This is a genomic window from Solilutibacter silvestris (assembly GCF_002895945.1).
Classification (GTDB): Bacteria; Pseudomonadota; Gammaproteobacteria; order Xanthomonadales; family Xanthomonadaceae; genus Solilutibacter; species Solilutibacter silvestris.
Map to the genome: position 1 here is coordinate 638,851 of NZ_NPZB01000001.1, position 18,140 is coordinate 656,990.

Genomic DNA, 18,140 nt, shown 5'->3' on the forward strand with positions numbered 1-18,140 from the left:
TCGTTTCAATTGGCGAGCAGGCGTCCACCATCGACGTGCACCACTTCGCCGGTGGTGAAGCGCGCGGACGCGAGCAGCCAATACACCGCCTCGGCGATGTCTTCCGGGGTGCCGGTCCGCGCCAGTGGCGTGCGCGCGACGATCGCCGCCTGGCGCGCGCCATCGACGACCTCGTGCTCCGGCCACAGGATGGCACCGGGGGCGACAGCGTTCACGCGCACATCGGGTGCGAGTTCCAGCGCCAGGGACCTCGTCATCATCAGCAATGCCGCCTTGCACATGCAGTAGGCGCTGTGATCGCGCAATGGGCGCTCGCCGTAGATGTCGGTGATGTTGACGATGCTGCCCTGGCGCGCACGCAGGTGTGGTGCGGCGGCTTGCGCAAGGAAGAACGGCGCGCGGGCGTTGGCATCGAACAATGTGCTCCATTGCCCTTGCGTGGCGCTGCCGATGGGCGTCGGGAAAAATGTCGAGGCATTGTTGACCAGCCCGTCCAGCCGCCCGAAATGTTCGACGGTGCGTGCGACCAGTGATTCCGCTGCATCGTGTTGGGCGAGATCGGCCTGCAGCAATAACGTGCTGCCTGGGCGCGTGGCTTCGAGGGTATCGCGCAATGCGATCGCGTCGTTTTCGGAGTCGCGATAGTGCAGCGCGATGGCATATCCCTGCGCGTGCAGATGGCGCGCGATCGCCGCGCCGATGCGACGAGCGGCGCCGGTGACGAGAACGACAGGGGATGGCGATGCGACCGGCATCCCGACATGCTCGCACGGGAGGCGTGACCGTGCATGCGTGCAGCCGTATCCTGTTCCCCTGTTGCGACGAGAACGCCATGACTGCTTTGCCGCCCCCCGATGCCGATGCCCAGGCGCACAGCGCCGAATTGTCGACCGCGATCCGCCACGAAATCCGTGCAGCGGGTGGCAGCATCCCGTTTTCGCGCTTCATGGAGCTGTGCCTGTACGCGCCCGGGTTGGGGTATTACAGCGCGGGCGCGACCAAGTTCGGTGGCGCCGGTGATTTCGTCACCGCGCCGGAACTCGGGCATCTTTTCGCGGAATGCGTCGGCGAGGCGGTGGCACCGGTGCTGGACGAATTGAAGGACGGCTGGATCCTCGAGATCGGTGGCGGCACCGGCGCGTTCGCTGCCGATCTTCTGCTGCATCTGCAGGCGCTGAATCGCCTGCCAGCGCGTTATTGCCTGCTGGAGCCGAGCGCGCAACTGCGCGAACGTCAGCGCGAACATCTGCAGAACGTGTTGCCGGCTGACGTGTTCGCGCGCGTCGAATGGCTGGATCGCCCGTTCGAACAACCGTGGCGCGGGATTGTCTTTGCCAACGAAGTACTGGACGCGTTGCCGACCACGCGCTTCGCCATCGCCGAGGACGAAGTCTGGGAGGATCACGTCGCGCTCGATGCCAATGATGCGTTCGTGGTGATCGGTCGTCCCGCCGATGCGCTGGTGACCGCGAGCGTGCGCCACGTCGAGCGTGCGCTCGAACAGCCGTTCGCCGAGGATTATCGTTCGGAGCTGTTGCCGCAACTGCCGTACTGGGTGCAGGCGGTGATCGGGCCGCTGGAGCGTGGCGCGTTGTTGTTCATCGATTACGGTTATGCGCGTGGCGAGTACTACCAGCCGCAACGCAGCGAAGGGACGTTGCGCGCGTTCCGTCGCCATCATGTGGTGGACGATGTGCTGGCGTGGCCGGGCTTGCAGGACATCACCGCGTCGGTCGATTTCACTGCGTTGGCGGAAGCGGGCACTGGCGCCGGTTTCGATTTCACCGGGTATTGCAGCCAGGCGAGTTTCCTGCTCGGCAACGGGCTGGATCGTCGCCTTGCCGCGGCGGAGGCGCAGTCGGCGGATGAGGTCGCGCGATTGCGGCTGCGTCAGCAGGTGAAGCGATTGACACTACCGGAAGAGATGGGCGAGCGCTTCCAGGTGATGGGTTTCGCGCGCGATGTCGAGCTGGGCCATGCGTTCCTGCTCGGGGATTTGTCGCATCGGTTGTGAACTGCGGTCATCCCGAACGTAGCGAGGGATCAGCTTTCTCGCGCCCGGCGTGCGCCCGCTTGGGTGTCCCTATTGCCGCGAACCGTGAATCCATCCATGGAGGCTCAGCCGCCGCATCCATGCGGCGGAATGGTCGGCCATAGGGACCCACCGCGCAGGCGCTGCCGGGCGGGTAGCGTTTCGTTGTTTCGATGAAGTCACAACAGGTGCGTGTTGTTGCTTTCGCGAGACGCAACAACACGCGCGCGGCCAGTGGGTGCGCCAGTCCGATGCGCGGGCATACGAGGCAGGATGCCGAGTCGAGCCTCCATGGATGGATTCACGGCGTCCCGCGCATTGGAGCTGGTCACACACGCCAGCCAGCGCGTGCGAGGAACTCCGGCCGCACCGGCTGCTGGAGAGTTAAAACTGATCCCACCCTACGCTCGGGATGACGAAGTGCGCGCTTTCGCAATCGCCATGACGCGCGCTTTGCGAATTGCTTCGCCCAGCGCGGGTCCGGGCGCGATGTCCGGGAAGTCGCCGGCGGTGACGCCACGCGCGACCTCGAACAATCGCTGCAGTTCTGCCGCTTGCGGATAGGCGGAATCTTCCAACCCTGCGCGCCCGCGCTTGTCGGCCTCGCACACCAGCGCCAATTGCCGCACGCGCTCCGGCTTGCGGAAGGCATCGATGCGCTCGAACAGACGCAGCACCGTGTCATCGCGTAATTCATGCAGGCGATGCACGTTGAGATGTTCGCGGCAGGCGATCTCGGCGAGTTGGCGGTGTTCGGTCGGGACTTTCAGGCGTGCAGCCAGCGCCTGCAACGGTGGAATGCCATGTTGCTCATGCATCACGTGTTTCGGCAGTTCATCGGCTGGCGTCAATGCCTTGCCGAGATCGTGCGTAAGCGCGGCGAAGCCGATCAGATCGTCGCCCGGCGCGAGTGTCGCGGCCATGTCGCAGACCAGTTCGATATGACGCCCGGTATCGATTTCCGGATGATATTCGGCGCGTTGTGGAACCCCGTACAGCGCATCGACTTCCGGCAGCGCGACCTTCAAGGCACCGCATTCGCGCAACGCGCACAGGAAGGCGGAAGTTCGGGCGCTGCGCAATGCACGCGACAGTTCCTGCCATACGCGTTCCGGCACCAATGCTTCGAGCTCTCCGGAGTCGACCATCGCCCGCATCAGGGCCAGCGTTTCCGGCGCGATGGTGAAACCCAGCGCGGCGAAACGGGCCATGAAGCGCGCCGCGCGCAATACCCGCAACGGGTCTTCGGCGAAGGCGTCGCTGACATGGCGGAGAACACGAGCGTGCAGATCACGCACGCCGTTGTAGGGATCGATCAGCGTGCCGTCTTCCGCCTGCGCGATGGCATTGATGGTGAAATCGCGACGGCGCAGGTCATCTTCCAGCGTCACGTCGGGTGCGGCATGCACGACGAAGCCGGTGTAGCCGCGTCCCGATTTGCGCTCGGTGCGCGCCAACGCGTATTCCTCGCCGGTCTGCGGATGCAGGAACACCGGGAAATCGCGGCCGACCTGACGATAACCGAGCGTCAGCAGTTGTTCCGGCGTCGCGCCGACCACCACGAAATCGCGATCGCCCGGCGGCAGTCCGAGCAATGCGTCGCGCACCGCGCCACCGACGAGATAGACCTGCATGGCGATCAGTTCACCGCATCGCAAGACGGCGCGATGCGTTCGCCATCGAGGCGTCCGCCGATGCGGTCACCGAGTCGCAGCATCTTGCCGTGCATGCGCCAGTCGTACATCACGCTGAAGCCGAGCACGCGCGGCACGTATTCGCGGGTTTCCTTGTAGGGGATCGCCTCGATCCAGGCATCGGCTTCGAGTGTCGGGCGCTCCGATTTCCAGCGTGCCGCTGCGTTCGGCCCGGCGTTGTATCCGGCGATCACCACCGGCAACGCTCCGCCGGCCCTGTCCAGCAGGTCGCGCAAGTACGCGCTGCCGATGGCGATGTTGCTGCCGGGATCGTACAAGCTGTTGCCATCGACATAACCGATGCCGTTGCGGCGCGCGATGCGTTGCCCCGTTTCCGGAATCAGCTGCATCAATCCACGGGCATCGGCGTTGGAGCGCGCGCGCGGATCGAACAGGCTTTCGGCGCGGACTTCGGCAGCGACCCACGCCGGATCAAGGCGATTGGTGCTGGCCGCGCGCTCGATGTCGGCGTCGTAGTGCAACGGGAAGCGCATGTCGAGCAGACGCATTTCCTGCGGCTGGGTGCGATCCAGCCCGAAGGCGGCGCGATCGAACCATTGCTGCGCCAACGCATCGCGCACCGCTGCCAGTCGCTGCGCAGGCGCTGCGGACTGCGCGGCCGCGCTCCATTCGCGCACCGCCCAGTCGTTGCGACCGATGCGATGCAGCGCCAAGGCGCGCTGGAATCCCGGCGATTGCAATGGCGTCTGCGGAGTTGGCAACGGACACAACCGGTATGGTTGGTGCAGGCGATCGGCGGCGAGGAAGCCGTGGAATTCGCTGCTGCGCGCGGCGGCCGCATAAGCGGCGCGTGCCTGTTCGCGTTGTCCGCCCTGTTCCAGCGCGCGGCCGAGGAAATAGGTCCAGCGCGAGGTGTTGCGCAAGGCGTCGGGCATGGCGCGGATCGCCGCCAATGTCGTCGGCCAGTCGCCGCGCGAGAGTGCATCACGGGCGCGCATTTCATGCAGGGCATCATCAAACGCCGAGGCCGGCACCGCAGCGAAGCGCTGCGGCGTGCGTGGATCGCGATCGATCGCCGAGGCGCGGGCGATCGCGGCCAGCACCCGGCCACGTTGCGCATCGTCCAATGCGAAGGCGCTGCTCCATTTCGGCAGCGCAACTTCGACCGCTGACGCGTTGTTCTTTGCTTCCTGTTCCAGCCCGGCCGCGATCACCGCACGGCTGCGCGTGGTCTTCGGCCATGCCATCGCGGAATCGCGTGGCGCACCGAGGAAATCGGCATATTCGCCGGCGAGTTTCGCCTGATCCGGCGACAGTGACCTGCCGGCATCGCGCATCACCGCCGGCAGCCTCTGCTCCAGCGCGGCATCGAAGCGATTCCAGCGCAGCGCATCATCGACACCGCCGCGTTGTTCGAGGAGCGCCATCGGTTCGCGACAGGCGCTGGCCCACGGTCGCCCCGATCGCCACACCTTGCGCGCATCCTGCGTCCACTCATCGTCGAAACGACCGAGCTTCGCGTCCGCCAACAGGTCGAGGCAACGATTGGCCTGCGAATCGCTGCCATCGGCATCCAACGCAGACAGCGTGTTCCAGTCCTGACGGCGCGCGAGTTCCGCCCGCCACATGTCCGCCAGTGCGATGCCTGCGGGCTGCCCGTCATCGCGTTGCAACGCCGCCGCGACGTCGCTTGCGGAGGCGGTGGACAGGGATTGGCGGATGCGCGCGACATCCAGCCACGCATGCAACGGATGGTTGGCCAGTGCGCGCGCCTGATCGGGAGACAGGCGACCTTGTTCGGCAGCGAGCAGCGCGGACTGCATCGCGGCATCGGAGGGCGACAGCGCTGGTGCGGTCTGTGCTTCCGCGGCGCCATGCGGTGCGCAGGCCGAGAGCAGCCAGAGCATGGGGGCGAGGATGGCGCGGAGCGGGCGATTCATGCCCCGACTATAGCGGCGTCACTTGAACGGATGATGGACATCGGTGCGCCGGTGGCGTGGGTCCGTGCTGCGTCACCGCGATAACGCGTGCTCCGGAATCTCGAGGTCCGCCGACAGCGCGAGATGATCGGATGCCGTCGCCGGCAGCACGCGGAGTCCGGCCAGGGTGATGCCATCGGTGGTCAGCACATGGTCGATCGCACGTTGTGGTCGCCAGCTCGGGAAGGTAGGGACATGGAACTGCGGCGGTTGCAGGCGGGTGGCGCGGAACAGCGCGGCCATTTCCGGGCGTTCGATGCCGCAATTGAAGTCGCCCATCAAGACCGCGTTGCGTGCATCGCCCAGCAGTTCGCCGATGAATTCCAGCTGCGCGCGCCGTGATGTCGCGCCCAGCGACAGATGGGCGATGGCGATGCGCAATCCGTCATCCCCTGCACCGAAGCGCGCCACCAGCACACCGCGTCCCTTTACGCGTCCCGGCAGCGGATGATGCTCGATCACCAGCGGTTCCAGCCGGCTCAACAGCCCGTTGGCGCTGGAGGCGACGCCGCCGACGCTGCGATTGGGTTGATGCGTCCAATAGGCAAAACCGCCGCGCATGGCGAGGTAATGCGTCTGGTTGGTGAAACCGGAACGGAAACTGCCGGGGTCGGCTTCCTGCAGGCCGACGATGTCGTGTTGCCCGGCGAGCTCCGCGATGGCATCGAGCGCACCGCGTTTGCCACCGAACGGCAGCACGTGCGACCAGCTGCGGGTGGCGTAATCGCTGTAACGCCGCGTGCTCGATCCGGCCTGGATATTGGCGCTGAGCAGGCGCAGGCGGCGCGTCATGCCAAGCCGATGCACGCGCGGTGCGGCGTCATCACTTTCATTTGCCGGCGCCGCTCTCCCGGGCGATCAGTGTGCTGGCGATGCGCAGATCGTCGAGCTGGCTCGATCCCTTGATGCGGTACTTGCCATTGACGATCAGCGTCGGCGTGGAATCGACGCCGCTGCGGAGCTCGAAATCGTGCGCCTGCTGCATCTGCTGCTGCACCTCCGGGCTGGCCATCGTCGCGCGGAAGGTCTTGCCGTCGTAACCCTGCTTGCCCAGCCATGCCGCGATGTCGTTGCCGCTGGCGCCCGCCGGCAGCGACTTGTCGCCATGGATGCCGTAGAACATCCGGGTGTGGATCCCTTGCAACTGGTTGGTCTTCACCGCGGCGAAATAGGTACGACCGAGATCGCTGGCGACGCCACCCGCCAGCGGCAGCGGCATCACCCGCACATTCGCAGGTTGCTGCTTGGTCCACGCTTCCAGCAACGGCTCGAAATCGGCGCAATGCGGGCAGCTGTACGCGAACACCTCGACCACTTCGACCTTGCCGTCCAGCGGTTGGAACGGTTGGCCGTTGGCGATCTCGTCATAGTCCTTGCCGGCGACGACTGGCTTGGTTTTCGCCTCGGCGATCGCCTGGGTGGCTGCAGTGGTCGCCATCTGCACCAGCCTGGGATCGAACGGCAGCGGTTCGGCAAGCGCGGCCTTCGGCGCCGTCGCCGATGCTTCCGTCGCGGCCTGCGGTTTCTGCGTGCAGGCGCTGATCGCCAGCACGGACACGGCGATCAGTGCGGAAGCACGCAGCTGCTTCGACAAGGCGAACATCAATGGCCACCTCGCGCGGCGCGTTCCTTGGCGATCAACGCATCGGCGATCTTCAACTGCTCGTCGCGGGTCTGGCCGCCGGTGATGCGGTACTTGCCATCGATGATCAGGGTCGGCGTGCCGCTGACGCCTTCCGCCTGCGTGTATTGCTTGGCCTTGGCCAGTTTGCTTTCCACCGCGAAACTCGATGCCGCCGACTTGAATTGCGCGACATCAACGCCCTGGCGGCCGTAGAACGCGGCGATCGCATCGATGCCGTCGGTGCCGTGTTCGCCCTTCAAGGTCTGCTTGACGTGGATTTCGTCGAACATCGCCTGATGGGTGCGGTCGACCACGCCCAATGCCTCGGCAGCGTAGTAGGCACGCGCATAGTCGTCCCACATGCGGCCGAACGGCGCCGCGAGATGCGTCACATGGACGTCCGCCGGCAGCGACTTCGCCCACGGCGCGAACATCGGCTCGAACGCGGCACAGGCCGGGCACACGTAGTTGAACACTTCCGTCACTTCGATCTTGCCGTCGACGGGATCGAACGGCTGGCCATTGGCGACCACTTCGTAATCCTTGCCTTCCACCGGCGCGGGGCCAGTCGGAACGTGCGACACGGGCGGTGCCGGCGGCGTCGTCGATGCGGTGCTAGCTGGCGCGGAATCCTTGGCTGGCGTGCTGCTGTCGGCGGCAGGCGTGGAGGATGCCGGGGCAGTCGCGGCCGGCGCGGAATCGGCGCTCGGCTTGCAAGCGGACAAGGTGGCGACGAGCGCCAGCGCGGCGATGGAAACGAGGGTACGCATCAGAGGGTGCCTCCATGAATCTGGGCGATAAGACGGTCGAGGATAACGAGTTCCTCCTCGAAACTGCGGCCGAGGATCTTGTACTTGCCGTTGACGAGCAGCGTCGGCGTGCCGTCGATCTGTGCGGCGAGCAGGAAGGCGCGATCACGCTTGAGGTCGGCGGCGACTTCCGGCGACTGCATCAGCGCCATCAGCTTGCCCGGCGTGCTGCCGAACGGCGCCATGAACGCGGCGTATTCCTCGATGCTGGCGCGGGCCGGCATGCTGTGGTCGTCGTGGACGGCGCGGAACATCGCCGGATGCACGCGCGCGAACACGCCGGCGCGCTTGGCGGCGAAGGCCGCAGCCGCGCCAGTACCGTCGGGATCGGACGGCAGATAGACCATGCGCACCCACGCCGGCTGGCGCGAGGCCCAGGCCGAGATCATCGGCGCGAAGTGGGCGCAGTGCGGGCACCACCAGGCGTAGACCTCGACGACCTCGACTTCGCCCTTCTTCGGGGTTTGCCACGGCTGCGCGCCGGCAACGATGTCGTAATCGGTGCCCTGCACCAATGGCGCGGCGGCGGCAGTGGCGGCGTTGGCGGGCAGGCTGGCGCACAGCGCGAGCAGGCTGGTGATCAGGAAAGACTGGACGTGCTGGATGGAGGCGTGCTTGATGGAAATCGGGCGCATGGGGACCTCTGGCAAAAAAAAGCCGGCCCGATCATGGGCCGGCGCGATGATCCGGAACGTGAACCATGGGACTGGCCACGGAGGGAAAAGTTCCCTCAGTTGGCTTTGGATGGCTGCGGCGTAGCGGACGGCGTCGGCGTGGCGGTGGCTGCAGCTTGCTTGGCGGCAGCGACATCGGCGGGGCTGGCCTGGTCGGCACGGTTGTGCAGGCCCTGCAGATAGGTGGACAGACCCTTGATCTCCTCGTCGGAGAGATTCTTCGTCTCCAGCGCCATCAGGCCCCACAGCTTGTCGTCCTTCAACGCAGCCTGGCCGCCGCGGTATTCGTTCAGGCGCATCTCGGCGTACCACGACTGCTGGCCACCGATGTGCGGGTAGGCCGGGCCGGGATTGCCGGCGCCGTCGGGGCCGTGGCAGGCGGTGCAGGCGACGATGCCGCGACTGCGGTCGCCCTGGCGGTACAGCTGTTCACCGACCTGATAGAGCTTCTTGCCGGCGTACGGGCCGGAAGCGATCGCGCTGTCGTCGGCGACGCCGGCACCGGAGTGCTGGGTCTGGAAGTACGCGCCGAGATCGCGCATGTCCTGCGGGCTCAGCGCATTGGCGTAGGGAATCATCAGCGCGGCGTTGCCATCGGTGCGCAGACCGCTCTTGAACAACGCCAGCTGCTTGGCGATATAGCGTTCGCTCTGGCCGGCAATGCGCGGATACAGCGCGGGATTGGCGGTGGAGTTGCCATCCAGGCCATGGCAGGCGGCGCAGGCACCGGCCTTGGCGGCGCCGGCCTTGGCATCACCCCAATGGGTCTTGTCCAGCTCGGCGTAGGCATTGGGATCGTGGCCGGTCGACGCGGTGGCCGGGGGCGTGGACTGGGCATAAGCGACGGCGGCGAGGGCGAAAGCAGCCAGGCCGACGAGGCCGAAAGCACGAACGTGACGCATGTGAACTCCCGATGAGACCCAGACCGGACGCAGCCGGCGCAACCTTCCGATTATCCGTTCCAACCCCGGAAGCGGTCAACGCGGCCCCGCGCCGACTATCCTGTCGCCATGAGCCAGCCTTTCCAGCGCGCGCAGTATCTCCTGTCCGCCCACACCGTCCGCCAGTTGCCCGCCGAGACCGACGGTGGCCGTGAAGTCGCCTTCGCCGGTCGTTCCAACGCCGGCAAGTCCAGCGCCCTCAACGCCATCTGCCAGCAGAACGCGTTGGCGCGCGTGTCGAAGACGCCGGGCCGCACCCAGCAGCTGGTGTTTTTCGAATTGCCGCCGCACGCCGACCTCTATCTGGTCGATCTGCCCGGCTACGGCTACGCCAAGGTGCCGAAGGAAATGCAGGAACACTGGCAGGCTTTCATCGCCCAGTATTTCGAATCGCGGCGTGCACTGGCGGGATTGGTCGTGGTGATGGACATCCGCCATCCGCTGCGGGAATACGATCTGCAGATGCTCGGTTATGCAGTGCGCCGCGGACTGCCCGCACATGCATTGTTGACCAAGGCCGACAAGCTCTCGCGCGGCGCGGCCGGCAATACGTTGCAGGCGGTGCGCAAGCAACTGGCGGCGGAATTCGGCGATAGCGTGACTGCGCAGGTGTTCTCCGGCGAATCGAAGCAAGGCGTCGACGAGGCGCGTGCGGTGATCGCGCGCTGGTTGGGCCTGGGCGCGCCTACCGCCAGCGGCGCCTGAGCTGGCGACATCAGCGTCCGTCTTGCGGCAATGGTGAATATTCCGCTGGAATCCACGCATAGGCGTTGCCGTCGCGACGCACATGACCGAGTCCCGGGAATGGCATGTGCGCGGCGGCCACCCGCCAGCGGCCGCTGACGATCTGCTGCAACAAGTGCCGGCGCGAGTCGATCGCGCGGGCATCGTTGGCATCGCCTGCATATGAAACTTCAGGATGGCGGAACTGGATGGCGTGGTAGTGCAGGCTGTCGCCCCAGACCAGCAACTTCTGGCCATGGCCACCATCGAACAGATAGGCGCTGTGCCCCGGCGTGTGGCCATGGGCGACGACGAGTTGCGCGCCTCCGGGAAGCCTGTCGCCGGCGCCGAACAAATGCAATTTTCCGGCTGCCTGGTAGGGCGCCACGGCATTGCGCGCCATCGCGAACAGCGGCCGGAAGAATGCGGGGACGGTGGGATCTTTTTCCTTGGCGGGATCCAGCCAGTAATCGCCGTCTTCGCGCGCCAGCCACACGTTGGCGTTGGGATAGGCCGGCTTGCCCTGCGCGTCCAGGATTCCGCACAGATGATCCGGGTGCGCATGGGTGATCAGGATGTCGCTCACCTGCTCCGGTGCGTAACCCGCAAGTTTCAGGTTATCCAGTACCTGGCCCAGGCCCGGCCCGAAACAGGCTTGCGCGCCGGTATCGACCAGGGTCAGTTGCTTGTCGTTGCGGATCAGGTAGGCGTTCACCGAGGTCTGCAAACCCTTGGCGGTTTCCGGCACGTATTCGTCGTGCAGCAGCGCGCGCGCCTTGGTTGGCGTGATGCCGTGCAGGTCGGACAGCGGCAGGTACACCATGCCATCGAACAATGCGGTGACACGCAGGGAACCGATCGCCTGATGGTAGTAGCCCGGCGCCTGTCGGCTGGGCATGGGGATGGCGGCAGTTTGCGCTGCGGCTGATTGCGTGAACGGGAGACAACAGGCGAGCGCCAGTGCCATCGAGCGGGCGACGCGCGGCAGAAGTGCAAAGGACATGAGGGATGATTCCTTGCGGGAGCAGTCGCCAGCATTGCGTATCGGCTGGGCGCGATGCGCTCAAATTGCGTCGTCAAACGCTCACGCCGTCTCCGCGTTGCCGATTTCCGACGGCCCCATCCCGTAGCGATCGCTGAATCGTTTGGTGAAGCTGGAGACCGAGCGATAGCCGACCTTGGCCGCGACCGTCTTGATCGGCCAGCGCGTCGTGTAGAGCAGCGTCAATGCGCAACCCAGGCGTGCGGATGCGATGACGTCGCGCAAGGTCGTGTGTTCGGCGACGAGGTGGCGACGCAAGGTCGCGCCGCTCATGCCGAGCATGGTTTCGAAATCGCGTGATGTCCATTCGCGATCCGGTTGCGCGGCAACGGTGTCGCGGACCTGCATCGCCAAGCTGGGTGAGTGCGGTGCCAGCAGCGAAGTCTGGCCGCGCCTGCACAACGCGATCACGACTGCGGCGAGTGCGATGCGCGCTTCGGCCAGTTGCCCTGCCTGCAATGCGCTTGCCCAGCGCTGCAGTTCTTCGGACAAGTCGAGATTGTCGAACTTCGCGATGTCGTCGCCGTCGCGGCGGATGGGGTCGACCCACGCCATGCGCGCCGTCTGGATGGCGCCATCGCACAGTGGAATGGTCAGGCTCAGATAGATGCCGCTGGCAGGATCGGGCAGGTTGACCACGTCGAGGCGGCAGCGTCGCGCCATCAGGAAGACATCGCCGGGCGCGAATTCGAGCGATCGGGTGGCGCCATGCACTTGCTTGCGTCCCTGCAAGAGGATGGCGAGGGTGGGCTGGGTGACGTCGACGGATCTCGCGCCATGTTGGTGGCGGGCGGTGATGCAGGCGTATTCGGCCGTGCGATCGCAGCTGGCGAGGCGTTCCAGCTGCGCAAGTAGATGTTGCGCGGGCAGCTGGGGCGGTGCCTGCGTGAGCGGGTGGGCAAGGTTCATCAACGCGAATGATAGACCTGCGGTGTTTAGTGCCTGTTTACCTGAGTTCGAGGATCGTCTCCGATTTCGCCGGCAGCGACAGTGTCGCGCCGAGTTGCACGTCTTTTTCGCCCAATACGTCACGCGCGTGATCGCCCACTTTGACGAAATCGGCGAAGCGATCGAGCGCGATCACTTTGCCGGTATCGCCCTTGTTGAGCGCGACCATTACTGCATGCGCGCCGTCGTGGCGGACATACACGTACACCGGGCCTTCGGGCGCGAAGTGGGTGAGTTTGCCGGTCTGCACCACCGGCGTGCGCTTGCGCCACTGGAACAACTTGCGCACGTAATCCTGGGCATCGCGCTGTGCGCTGGACAGACCCGCACCAGTGAAGGCGTTTGCTGCATCGCCGGCCCAGCCGCCGGGCATGTCGGCGCGCAATTGGCCATCGTTGCGTTCTTTCGGGCCGCGCAGCAACACTTCCGATCCGTAATAGAACTGCGGGACGCCGCGCATCGTCGCGATGTATGCCATCGCGATCTTCCACAATCCGATGTCGCCATCGACCTGCGCCAGCAGCCGCGTGGTGTCGTGGTTTTCGGCGAATATCACCAGCCGGTCGGGATCGGGATAGAGGAAATCGTTGCTGAGCGTTTCGTACAGCGGCACCCAACCGCTTTCCCACTGGGTTTCCGGCTGCAACAGCGCACTGCGCAACGCGGTGTGGATGGGGAAATCCATCATGCTGGTCATGTACGGCACGTGGCCATCGGGATTGACCTTGCCGCGTTGCCAGTGCGCGACGATCGCGGGATTCGTGCTCCATTCCTCGCCGACCATGGCGAAGTGCGGATATTCGTCCATCACCGCCTTGCCCCAATCGCTGACGAATTGCGTATCGGCATAACCGAAGGTGTCTTCGCGAATACCGGAGAGGCCGGCGTATTCGATCCACCACAAGGTGTTCTGGATGAGATAGCGCGCCAGGTGCGGGTTGCGCTGGTTGAGGTCGGGCATGTCGGGGCCGAACCAGCCTTCGACGAAGGTGCGGCGATCCGCCGCCGCGGCGTGCGGATCCTGGATGGTGGTGCGGCGATGGTTGGTGTGGAAGAACTTGCCGCCGTTGTTGATCCAGTCGCTGGATGGCAGGTCGCGCATCCACCAGTGGCCGGAACCGATGTGGTTCAGCACCACGTCCATGATCAGGCCGACGCCGCGCGCGCGTGCTTCCTGCGACAACGCGCGGTAATCGCCGTTGCTGCCGAAGCGCGGATCGACATGGTAGAGATCGGTGATGGCGTAGCCGTGGTAGGACTGCTTCGGCTGGTCGTTCTCCAGTACCGGCGTGATCCAGGCCTGGGTGAAACCGAGTCCGGCGATGTAGTCGAGATGCTGGCGAATGCCGGCGAGATCGCCACCGTGGCGGCCGAAGGCGTCGCTGCGGTTCGCGGCTTCCTTCATCCCGGCGACGCTGTCGTTGCGCGGATCGGCGTTGGCGAAGCGGTCCGGCGTGATCAGGTAGATGGCGTCGCGATCATCGAAACCGTGGCGTTGCGCGGAACCGGGTGCGCGCGCATCGAGCCGCCACGGATGTTTCGCCACCACCTTGCCGTGTTCGACGAACTCGATGTCGAACGCGCCCGGTTTGGCGTTGCCGGCAACATCGACGGTGACGAACAGATAGTTCGGATTCGTGGCCTGTTGCACATCGACGATGGTGACGCCCGCGCGCTGCAACCGTGGCGTGGTCGCGGCGATGCCGTCGCCATGCACCATCAGTTCGACCCGATGGTGCTTCATCCCCACCCACCAGCTCGCGGGCTCCAAATGATCGATGGTGGTGGCGCCCGCCGGGATCGCGATGGCGAACAGGAAGCAGCAGAGCAACGTTGCCAGGCGCATGGCCATTCCGGGTGGTGGACTCGATGGGGTCGAGGCTACAAGCGTGCGGGGGTGGCGACAACGCAGGCCGGGATGAATTCGTATGCACGATGGCCGTCGCCCGGCCGCATCCGCGGCCGTATAGTGGACACCCCGCGATTCGTGAGTCACCCATGTCCGGTCCGTCCGCCAGCAACGACACGCCGATCACCGACTATCGCCAACTGGTCGCGACCATGGCGTCAGGCGAAAAGCCGCGCGAGGATTGGCGCATCGGCACCGAGCACGAGAAGTTCGGCTTCCGTCTCGACGATCTGCGGCCACCGGAATTCGATGGCGAACGCGGCATCGAGGCGTTGCTGAAAGGACTGGCGCGTTTCGGCTGGACGCCGTTCGAGGAACACGGCCGCGTCATCGCGCTGACGCAAGGCATGGCCTCGGTGACGCTGGAACCTGCCGGCCAGCTCGAACTGTCGGGCGCGCCGGTGGAAACCATCCACGACACCTGCCGCGAAGTCGGCACGCACCTCAACGAAGTGCGCCAGGTCGCCGACGAACTCGGCCTCGGGTTCCTCGGCATGGGCTTCCAGCCGAAATGGCGACGCGACCAGATGCCGTGGATGCCGAAGGGCCGCTACAAGATCATGCGCGACTACATGCCCAAGGTCGGCAAGCTCGGCCTCGACATGATGACGCGCACCTGCACGGTGCAGGTCAATCTCGATTACGCCAGCGAAGCCGACATGGTGAAGAAGTTCCGCGTGTCGCTGGCGTTGCAGCCGATCGCAACCGCGCTGTTCGCCGATTCGCCGTTCACCGATGGCAAGCCGAATGGTTACCAAAGCTATCGCTCGCACATCTGGACCGATACCGACGGCGATCGCACCGGCATGCTCGACTTCGTCTTCGAGGACGGCTTCGGTTACGAGCGCTACGTCGATTACCTGATCGACGTGCCGATGTACTTCAGCTATCGCGGCGGCGAATACATCGACCTCTCCGGCAAATCGTTCCGTGCCTTCCTCGCCGGCGAGCTCGACGGACTGCGCGGCGAACTGCCGACCATCCGCGACTGGAACGACCACATGACCACCGCCTTCCCGGAAGTGCGGTTGAAGAAATTCCTGGAGATGCGCGGTGCCGATGGCGGTCCGTGGGGGCGCCTGTGCGCGCTGCCGGCGTTCTGGGTCGGCCTGCTCTACGACGATGCTGCACTGGATGCGGCGTGGGATCTGGTCAAGGATTTCACCATGGTCGAACGTCACGCACTGCGCGACGGCGTGCCGAAGCATGCATTGAAATTGCCGTTCCGCGGCGGCACCGTACGCGACCTGGCGATCGAGGCGCTGAAGATTTCGTTGGAAGGATTGCGCCGGCGCGGTCGCGCGGGCAACGGCCGCTGCAACCACGAAGGCGCCGACGAGTCGGGTTTCCTGGAACCGTTGCTGGAAATCGCCGAAGCCGGCCAGACGCCGGCCGAACGCAAGCTCGAACTGTTCCACGGGCCGTGGAAGGGCTCGGTCGATCCGGTGTTCAGCGAGTATGCGTATTGATCGAGCGCCGTTGGATCATCGGGCGCACAGAACCATCAAGGAGTACCGCATGAAATCCCGAGCCGCCGTCGCCTTCGCCGCGGGTGAACCACTGCAACTCGTCGAGATCGATGTCGCGCCGCCGAAGGCCGGCGAAGTGCTGGTGAAGATCACCCACACCGGCGTCTGCCACACCGATGCGTTCACGCTCAGCGGCGACGATCCGGAAGGGTTGTTTCCCTGTGTGCTCGGTCACGAAGGCGCGGGTGTCGTCGTTGAAGTCGGTGAAGGCGTGACGTCGGTGAAACCGGGCGATCACGTGATCCCGCTCTACACCGCCGAATGCGGCGAATGCCTGTTCTGCAAGTCGGGCAAGACCAATCTTTGCACCGCGGTGCGCGCGACCCAGGGCAAAGGCGTGATGCCCGATGGCACCACGCGTTTCAGTTACAACGGCCAGCCGCTGTATCACTACATGGGTTGCTCGACCTTCAGTGAATACACGGTGGTCGCGGAAGTGTCGCTGGCGAAGATCAATCCCGAAGCCAACCACGAACAGGTGTGCCTGCTTGGTTGCGGCGTGACCACCGGCATCGGCGCGGTCCACAACACCGCGAAAGTGCAGCCGGGTGATTCCGTCGCGGTATTCGGGCTCGGCGGCATCGGTCTCGCGGTGGTGCAGGGCGCGCGCCAGGCGAAGGCGGGACGCATCATCGCGATCGATACCAATGCGTCGAAGTTTGATCTCGCGCGTTCGATGGGTGCGACCGATTGCGTCAATCCGAAAGACCATGACAAGCCGATCCAGCAAGTGATCGTCGAGATGACCGGTTGGGGCGTCGATCATTCCTTCGAGTGCATCGGCAACGTCAACGTGATGCGTGCGGCGCTGGAGTGTGCGCATCGTGGTTGGGGGCAGTCGGTGATCATCGGCGTCGCCGGTGCGGGACAGGAAATTTCGACGCGTCCGTTCCAACTGGTGACCGGCCGCAAGTGGATGGGCACGGCGTTTGGCGGCGTCAAAGGGCGCTCGCAATTGCCGGGCATGGTCGAGGAGGCGATGCGTGGCGAGATCGAGCTGGCGCCGTTCGTGACGCACACGATGGGGTTGGAAGGCATCAACGAAGCGTTCGATTTGATGCACGAAGGAAAATCGATCCGCAGCGTTGTCCATTTCTGATGGAGCGCATCGAACATCGCGCCTGTTTCGGCGGTTGGCAGGACGTGTATCGCCATCATTCCGCGGTCCTCGATTGCGAGATGAATTTCGCGGTCTACCTGCCGCCGCAAGCCGCGAACGAACGTTGCCCGGTGCTGTACTGGCTGTCGGGCCTGACCTGCACGGAACAGAACTTCATCACCAAGGCCGGCGCGCAACGCTACGCCGCCGAACACGGGATCATCCTGGTCGCGCCGGATACCAGCCCGCGTGGCGATGCTGTGCCGGATGCCGAAGGCTACGATCTCGGCAAGGGCGCCGGTTTCTATGTCGATGCCACGCAGGCGCCGTGGTCACGGCATTACCGCATGTATTCCTATGTGGTCGATGAACTTCCGGCATTGATCGAGGCGAATTTCCCGGCGAGCGATGCGCGTGCGATCAGCGGGCACTCAATGGGCGGACACGGTGCGTTGACGATCGCGTTGAAGAACCCCGGACGCTATCGCAGCGTCTCGGCGTTCTCGCCGATCGTTGCGCCGTCGCAGGTGCCGTGGGGCAAAAAAGCCTTTGCCGCCTATCTCGGCGAAGATCGCGAAGCGTGGAGGCGCTACGACACGGTGGAACTGGTGAAGTCAGCCACGGAGAAACTGCCGTTGCTGGTCGATCAAGGCGACGCCGACGAATTCCTCGCCACGCAATTGCAACCTGAACTGCTTCACGCGGCCTGCGAATCGGCCGGCCATCCGCTGACCCTGCGCATGCAACGCGGCTACGACCACAGCTATTATTTCATCGCCAGTTGCATCGGCGATCACATCGCCCATCACGCGCGGGCATTGCGCTGATTCCGCGGAACCGCACTAGTGCGGCTTGCCGAGTTCGCGCCAGCCTTTTTCGTGCAACTCGACGTCGAATTTCCGTGCGGCGGATTCGATGCGCTTCCACGCCGCGTCACGCTCGCCGTCGCTGACGTCTTCAACCTGGTCGAAACGTGCGACCGCATTGCGGACGTGGCTGGCATCCTTGAGCGGCAATTTCCGCTCCTTGGGAAAGGCGAATTCGCCTTCGGGAATGGCGTTGCGATCGCGGGCTTCAAGTTCGGACATGATCGGTCTCCTCATGGACGAAGGCCCAGTCTGGATCATGCAAACGAAAGTTCCCGTCAAGGAATCGTTGCGATCCCGGGCTGGAGAT

The 18,140-nt window shown here is 65.0% G+C and carries 17 protein-coding genes; 5 read left to right on the forward strand and 12 right to left on the reverse strand.

All coding sequences use genetic code 11. From position 1 onward, the window contains the following. Positions 1-5: 5 nt before the first annotated feature. The gene (locus Lysil_RS02840) at positions 6-755 is read right to left on the reverse strand and encodes a pteridine reductase (RefSeq protein WP_103074052.1); all 750 of its coding nucleotides are present in this window, start codon (positions 753-755) and stop codon (positions 6-8) included. Positions 756-832: 77 nt separating this feature from the next. Between Lysil_RS02840 and Lysil_RS02845 the strand changes: the two genes are divergently transcribed. Continuing rightward, a complete protein-coding gene (locus Lysil_RS02845) occupies positions 833-2,014 on the forward strand; it encodes a class I SAM-dependent methyltransferase (protein ID WP_103074053.1) in 1,182 nt (393 codons plus the stop codon). A gap of 419 nt (positions 2,015-2,433) precedes the next feature. On the opposite strand, the gene Lysil_RS02850 is transcribed toward Lysil_RS02845, so the two are convergent. The 7 genes from Lysil_RS02850 to Lysil_RS02880 all read right to left on the reverse strand — a co-directional run bounded on the left by Lysil_RS02850 (position 2,434) and on the right by Lysil_RS02880 (position 9,675). Next, positions 2,434-3,666 (reverse strand): multifunctional CCA addition/repair protein, encoded by a 1,233-nt coding sequence (locus Lysil_RS02850; RefSeq protein ID WP_103074054.1) that lies wholly within the window; start codon positions 3,664-3,666, stop codon positions 2,434-2,436. 5 nt (positions 3,667-3,671) lie between these two features. Continuing rightward, a complete protein-coding gene (locus tag Lysil_RS02855) occupies positions 3,672-5,627 on the reverse strand; it encodes a lytic transglycosylase domain-containing protein (RefSeq protein ID WP_103074055.1) in 1,956 nt (651 codons plus the stop codon). A 72-nt stretch (positions 5,628-5,699) separates the two neighbouring features. Further along, positions 5,700-6,458 carry an endonuclease/exonuclease/phosphatase family protein gene (locus Lysil_RS02860; RefSeq protein WP_103074056.1) on the reverse strand — a complete coding sequence of 253 codons (759 nt, stop codon included), beginning with the start codon at positions 6,456-6,458 and terminating at the stop codon, positions 5,700-5,702. Between the two features lie 37 nt (positions 6,459-6,495). Continuing rightward, entirely contained in the window at positions 6,496-7,269 is a 774-nt protein-coding gene (locus Lysil_RS02865) for a thiol:disulfide interchange protein DsbA/DsbL (protein WP_103074057.1), read from the reverse strand. Beyond that, entirely contained in the window at positions 7,269-8,060 is a 792-nt protein-coding gene (locus Lysil_RS02870) for a thiol:disulfide interchange protein DsbA/DsbL (RefSeq protein ID WP_103074058.1), read from the reverse strand. The genes Lysil_RS02865 and Lysil_RS02870 overlap by 1 nt, the downstream gene beginning before the upstream one ends. Continuing rightward, positions 8,060-8,734: a thiol:disulfide interchange protein DsbA/DsbL gene (locus Lysil_RS02875; RefSeq protein ID WP_103074059.1), complete on the reverse strand. Its 675-nt coding sequence runs from the start codon at positions 8,732-8,734 to the stop codon at positions 8,060-8,062. The genes Lysil_RS02870 and Lysil_RS02875 overlap by 1 nt, the downstream gene beginning before the upstream one ends. Positions 8,735-8,829: 95 nt before the next feature. After that, on the reverse strand, positions 8,830-9,675 hold the full coding sequence (locus tag Lysil_RS02880; RefSeq protein ID WP_103074060.1) for a c-type cytochrome: 846 nt from the start codon (positions 9,673-9,675) through the stop codon (positions 8,830-8,832). 108 nt (positions 9,676-9,783) lie between these two features. On the opposite strand from Lysil_RS02880, the gene yihA reads away from it, so the two are divergent. Then, on the forward strand, positions 9,784-10,419 hold the full coding sequence (yihA, locus tag Lysil_RS02885) for a ribosome biogenesis GTP-binding protein YihA/YsxC (RefSeq protein ID WP_103074061.1): 636 nt from the start codon (positions 9,784-9,786) through the stop codon (positions 10,417-10,419). Between the two features lie 10 nt (positions 10,420-10,429). On the opposite strand, the gene Lysil_RS02890 is transcribed toward yihA, so the two are convergent. The 3 genes from Lysil_RS02890 to Lysil_RS02900 all read right to left on the reverse strand — a co-directional run bounded on the left by Lysil_RS02890 (position 10,430) and on the right by Lysil_RS02900 (position 14,273). After that, complete coding sequence (locus Lysil_RS02890; RefSeq protein ID WP_103074062.1) at positions 10,430-11,440, reverse strand: MBL fold metallo-hydrolase; 1,011 nt, start codon at positions 11,438-11,440, stop codon at positions 10,430-10,432. 81 nt (positions 11,441-11,521) lie between these two features. After that, entirely contained in the window at positions 11,522-12,388 is an 867-nt protein-coding gene (locus Lysil_RS02895; RefSeq protein WP_103074063.1) for a helix-turn-helix domain-containing protein, read from the reverse strand. A gap of 37 nt (positions 12,389-12,425) precedes the next feature. Continuing rightward, a complete protein-coding gene (locus tag Lysil_RS02900; RefSeq protein WP_103074941.1) occupies positions 12,426-14,273 on the reverse strand; it encodes a glycoside hydrolase family 13 protein in 1,848 nt (615 codons plus the stop codon). Positions 14,274-14,425: 152 nt separating this feature from the next. Here Lysil_RS02900 and Lysil_RS02905 point away from each other — a divergent pair, with 152 nt between their 5' ends. The 3 genes from Lysil_RS02905 to fghA are packed head-to-tail and all read left to right on the forward strand — an operon-like array spanning position 14,426 to position 17,791. Then, a complete protein-coding gene (locus Lysil_RS02905; protein WP_103074064.1) occupies positions 14,426-15,805 on the forward strand; it encodes a glutamate--cysteine ligase in 1,380 nt (459 codons plus the stop codon). A gap of 49 nt (positions 15,806-15,854) precedes the next feature. After that, a complete protein-coding gene (locus Lysil_RS02910; RefSeq protein WP_103074065.1) occupies positions 15,855-16,964 on the forward strand; it encodes an S-(hydroxymethyl)glutathione dehydrogenase/class III alcohol dehydrogenase in 1,110 nt (369 codons plus the stop codon). Further along, entirely contained in the window at positions 16,964-17,791 is an 828-nt protein-coding gene (gene fghA, locus Lysil_RS02915; RefSeq protein ID WP_103074066.1) for an S-formylglutathione hydrolase, read from the forward strand. Before Lysil_RS02910 ends, fghA begins: the two co-directional genes overlap by 1 nt. 15 nt (positions 17,792-17,806) lie before the next feature. Here the strand turns inward: fghA and Lysil_RS02920 are convergent, their stop codons facing one another. Continuing rightward, entirely contained in the window at positions 17,807-18,052 is a 246-nt protein-coding gene (locus Lysil_RS02920) for a DUF6582 domain-containing protein (RefSeq protein WP_103074067.1), read from the reverse strand. Between the last annotated feature and the right edge of the window lie 88 nt (positions 18,053-18,140).

Coding starts and splice junctions, on each gene's coding strand:
- Lysil_RS02840 (WP_103074052.1), bottom strand. CDS start 755: ATGCCGGTCGCATCGCCATCCCCTGTCGTTCTCGTCACCGGCGCCGCT.
- Lysil_RS02845 (WP_103074053.1), top strand. CDS start 833: ATGACTGCTTTGCCGCCCCCCGATGCCGATGCCCAGGCGCACAGCGCC.
- Lysil_RS02850 (WP_103074054.1), bottom strand. CDS start 3,666: ATGCAGGTCTATCTCGTCGGTGGCGCGGTGCGCGACGCATTGCTCGGA.
- Lysil_RS02855 (WP_103074055.1), bottom strand. CDS start 5,627: ATGAATCGCCCGCTCCGCGCCATCCTCGCCCCCATGCTCTGGCTGCTC.
- Lysil_RS02860 (WP_103074056.1), bottom strand. CDS start 6,458: ATGACGCGCCGCCTGCGCCTGCTCAGCGCCAATATCCAGGCCGGATCG.
- Lysil_RS02865 (WP_103074057.1), bottom strand. CDS start 7,269: ATGTTCGCCTTGTCGAAGCAGCTGCGTGCTTCCGCACTGATCGCCGTG.
- Lysil_RS02870 (WP_103074058.1), bottom strand. CDS start 8,060: ATGCGTACCCTCGTTTCCATCGCCGCGCTGGCGCTCGTCGCCACCTTG.
- Lysil_RS02875 (WP_103074059.1), bottom strand. CDS start 8,734: ATGCGCCCGATTTCCATCAAGCACGCCTCCATCCAGCACGTCCAGTCT.
- Lysil_RS02880 (WP_103074060.1), bottom strand. CDS start 9,675: ATGCGTCACGTTCGTGCTTTCGGCCTCGTCGGCCTGGCTGCTTTCGCC.
- yihA (WP_103074061.1), top strand. CDS start 9,784: ATGAGCCAGCCTTTCCAGCGCGCGCAGTATCTCCTGTCCGCCCACACC.
- Lysil_RS02890 (WP_103074062.1), bottom strand. CDS start 11,440: ATGTCCTTTGCACTTCTGCCGCGCGTCGCCCGCTCGATGGCACTGGCG.
- Lysil_RS02895 (WP_103074063.1), bottom strand. CDS start 12,388: ATGAACCTTGCCCACCCGCTCACGCAGGCACCGCCCCAGCTGCCCGCG.
- Lysil_RS02900 (WP_103074941.1), bottom strand. CDS start 14,273: ATGCGCCTGGCAACGTTGCTCTGCTGCTTCCTGTTCGCCATCGCGATC.
- Lysil_RS02905 (WP_103074064.1), top strand. CDS start 14,426: ATGTCCGGTCCGTCCGCCAGCAACGACACGCCGATCACCGACTATCGC.
- Lysil_RS02910 (WP_103074065.1), top strand. CDS start 15,855: ATGAAATCCCGAGCCGCCGTCGCCTTCGCCGCGGGTGAACCACTGCAA.
- fghA (WP_103074066.1), top strand. CDS start 16,964: ATGGAGCGCATCGAACATCGCGCCTGTTTCGGCGGTTGGCAGGACGTG.
- Lysil_RS02920 (WP_103074067.1), bottom strand. CDS start 18,052: ATGTCCGAACTTGAAGCCCGCGATCGCAACGCCATTCCCGAAGGCGAA.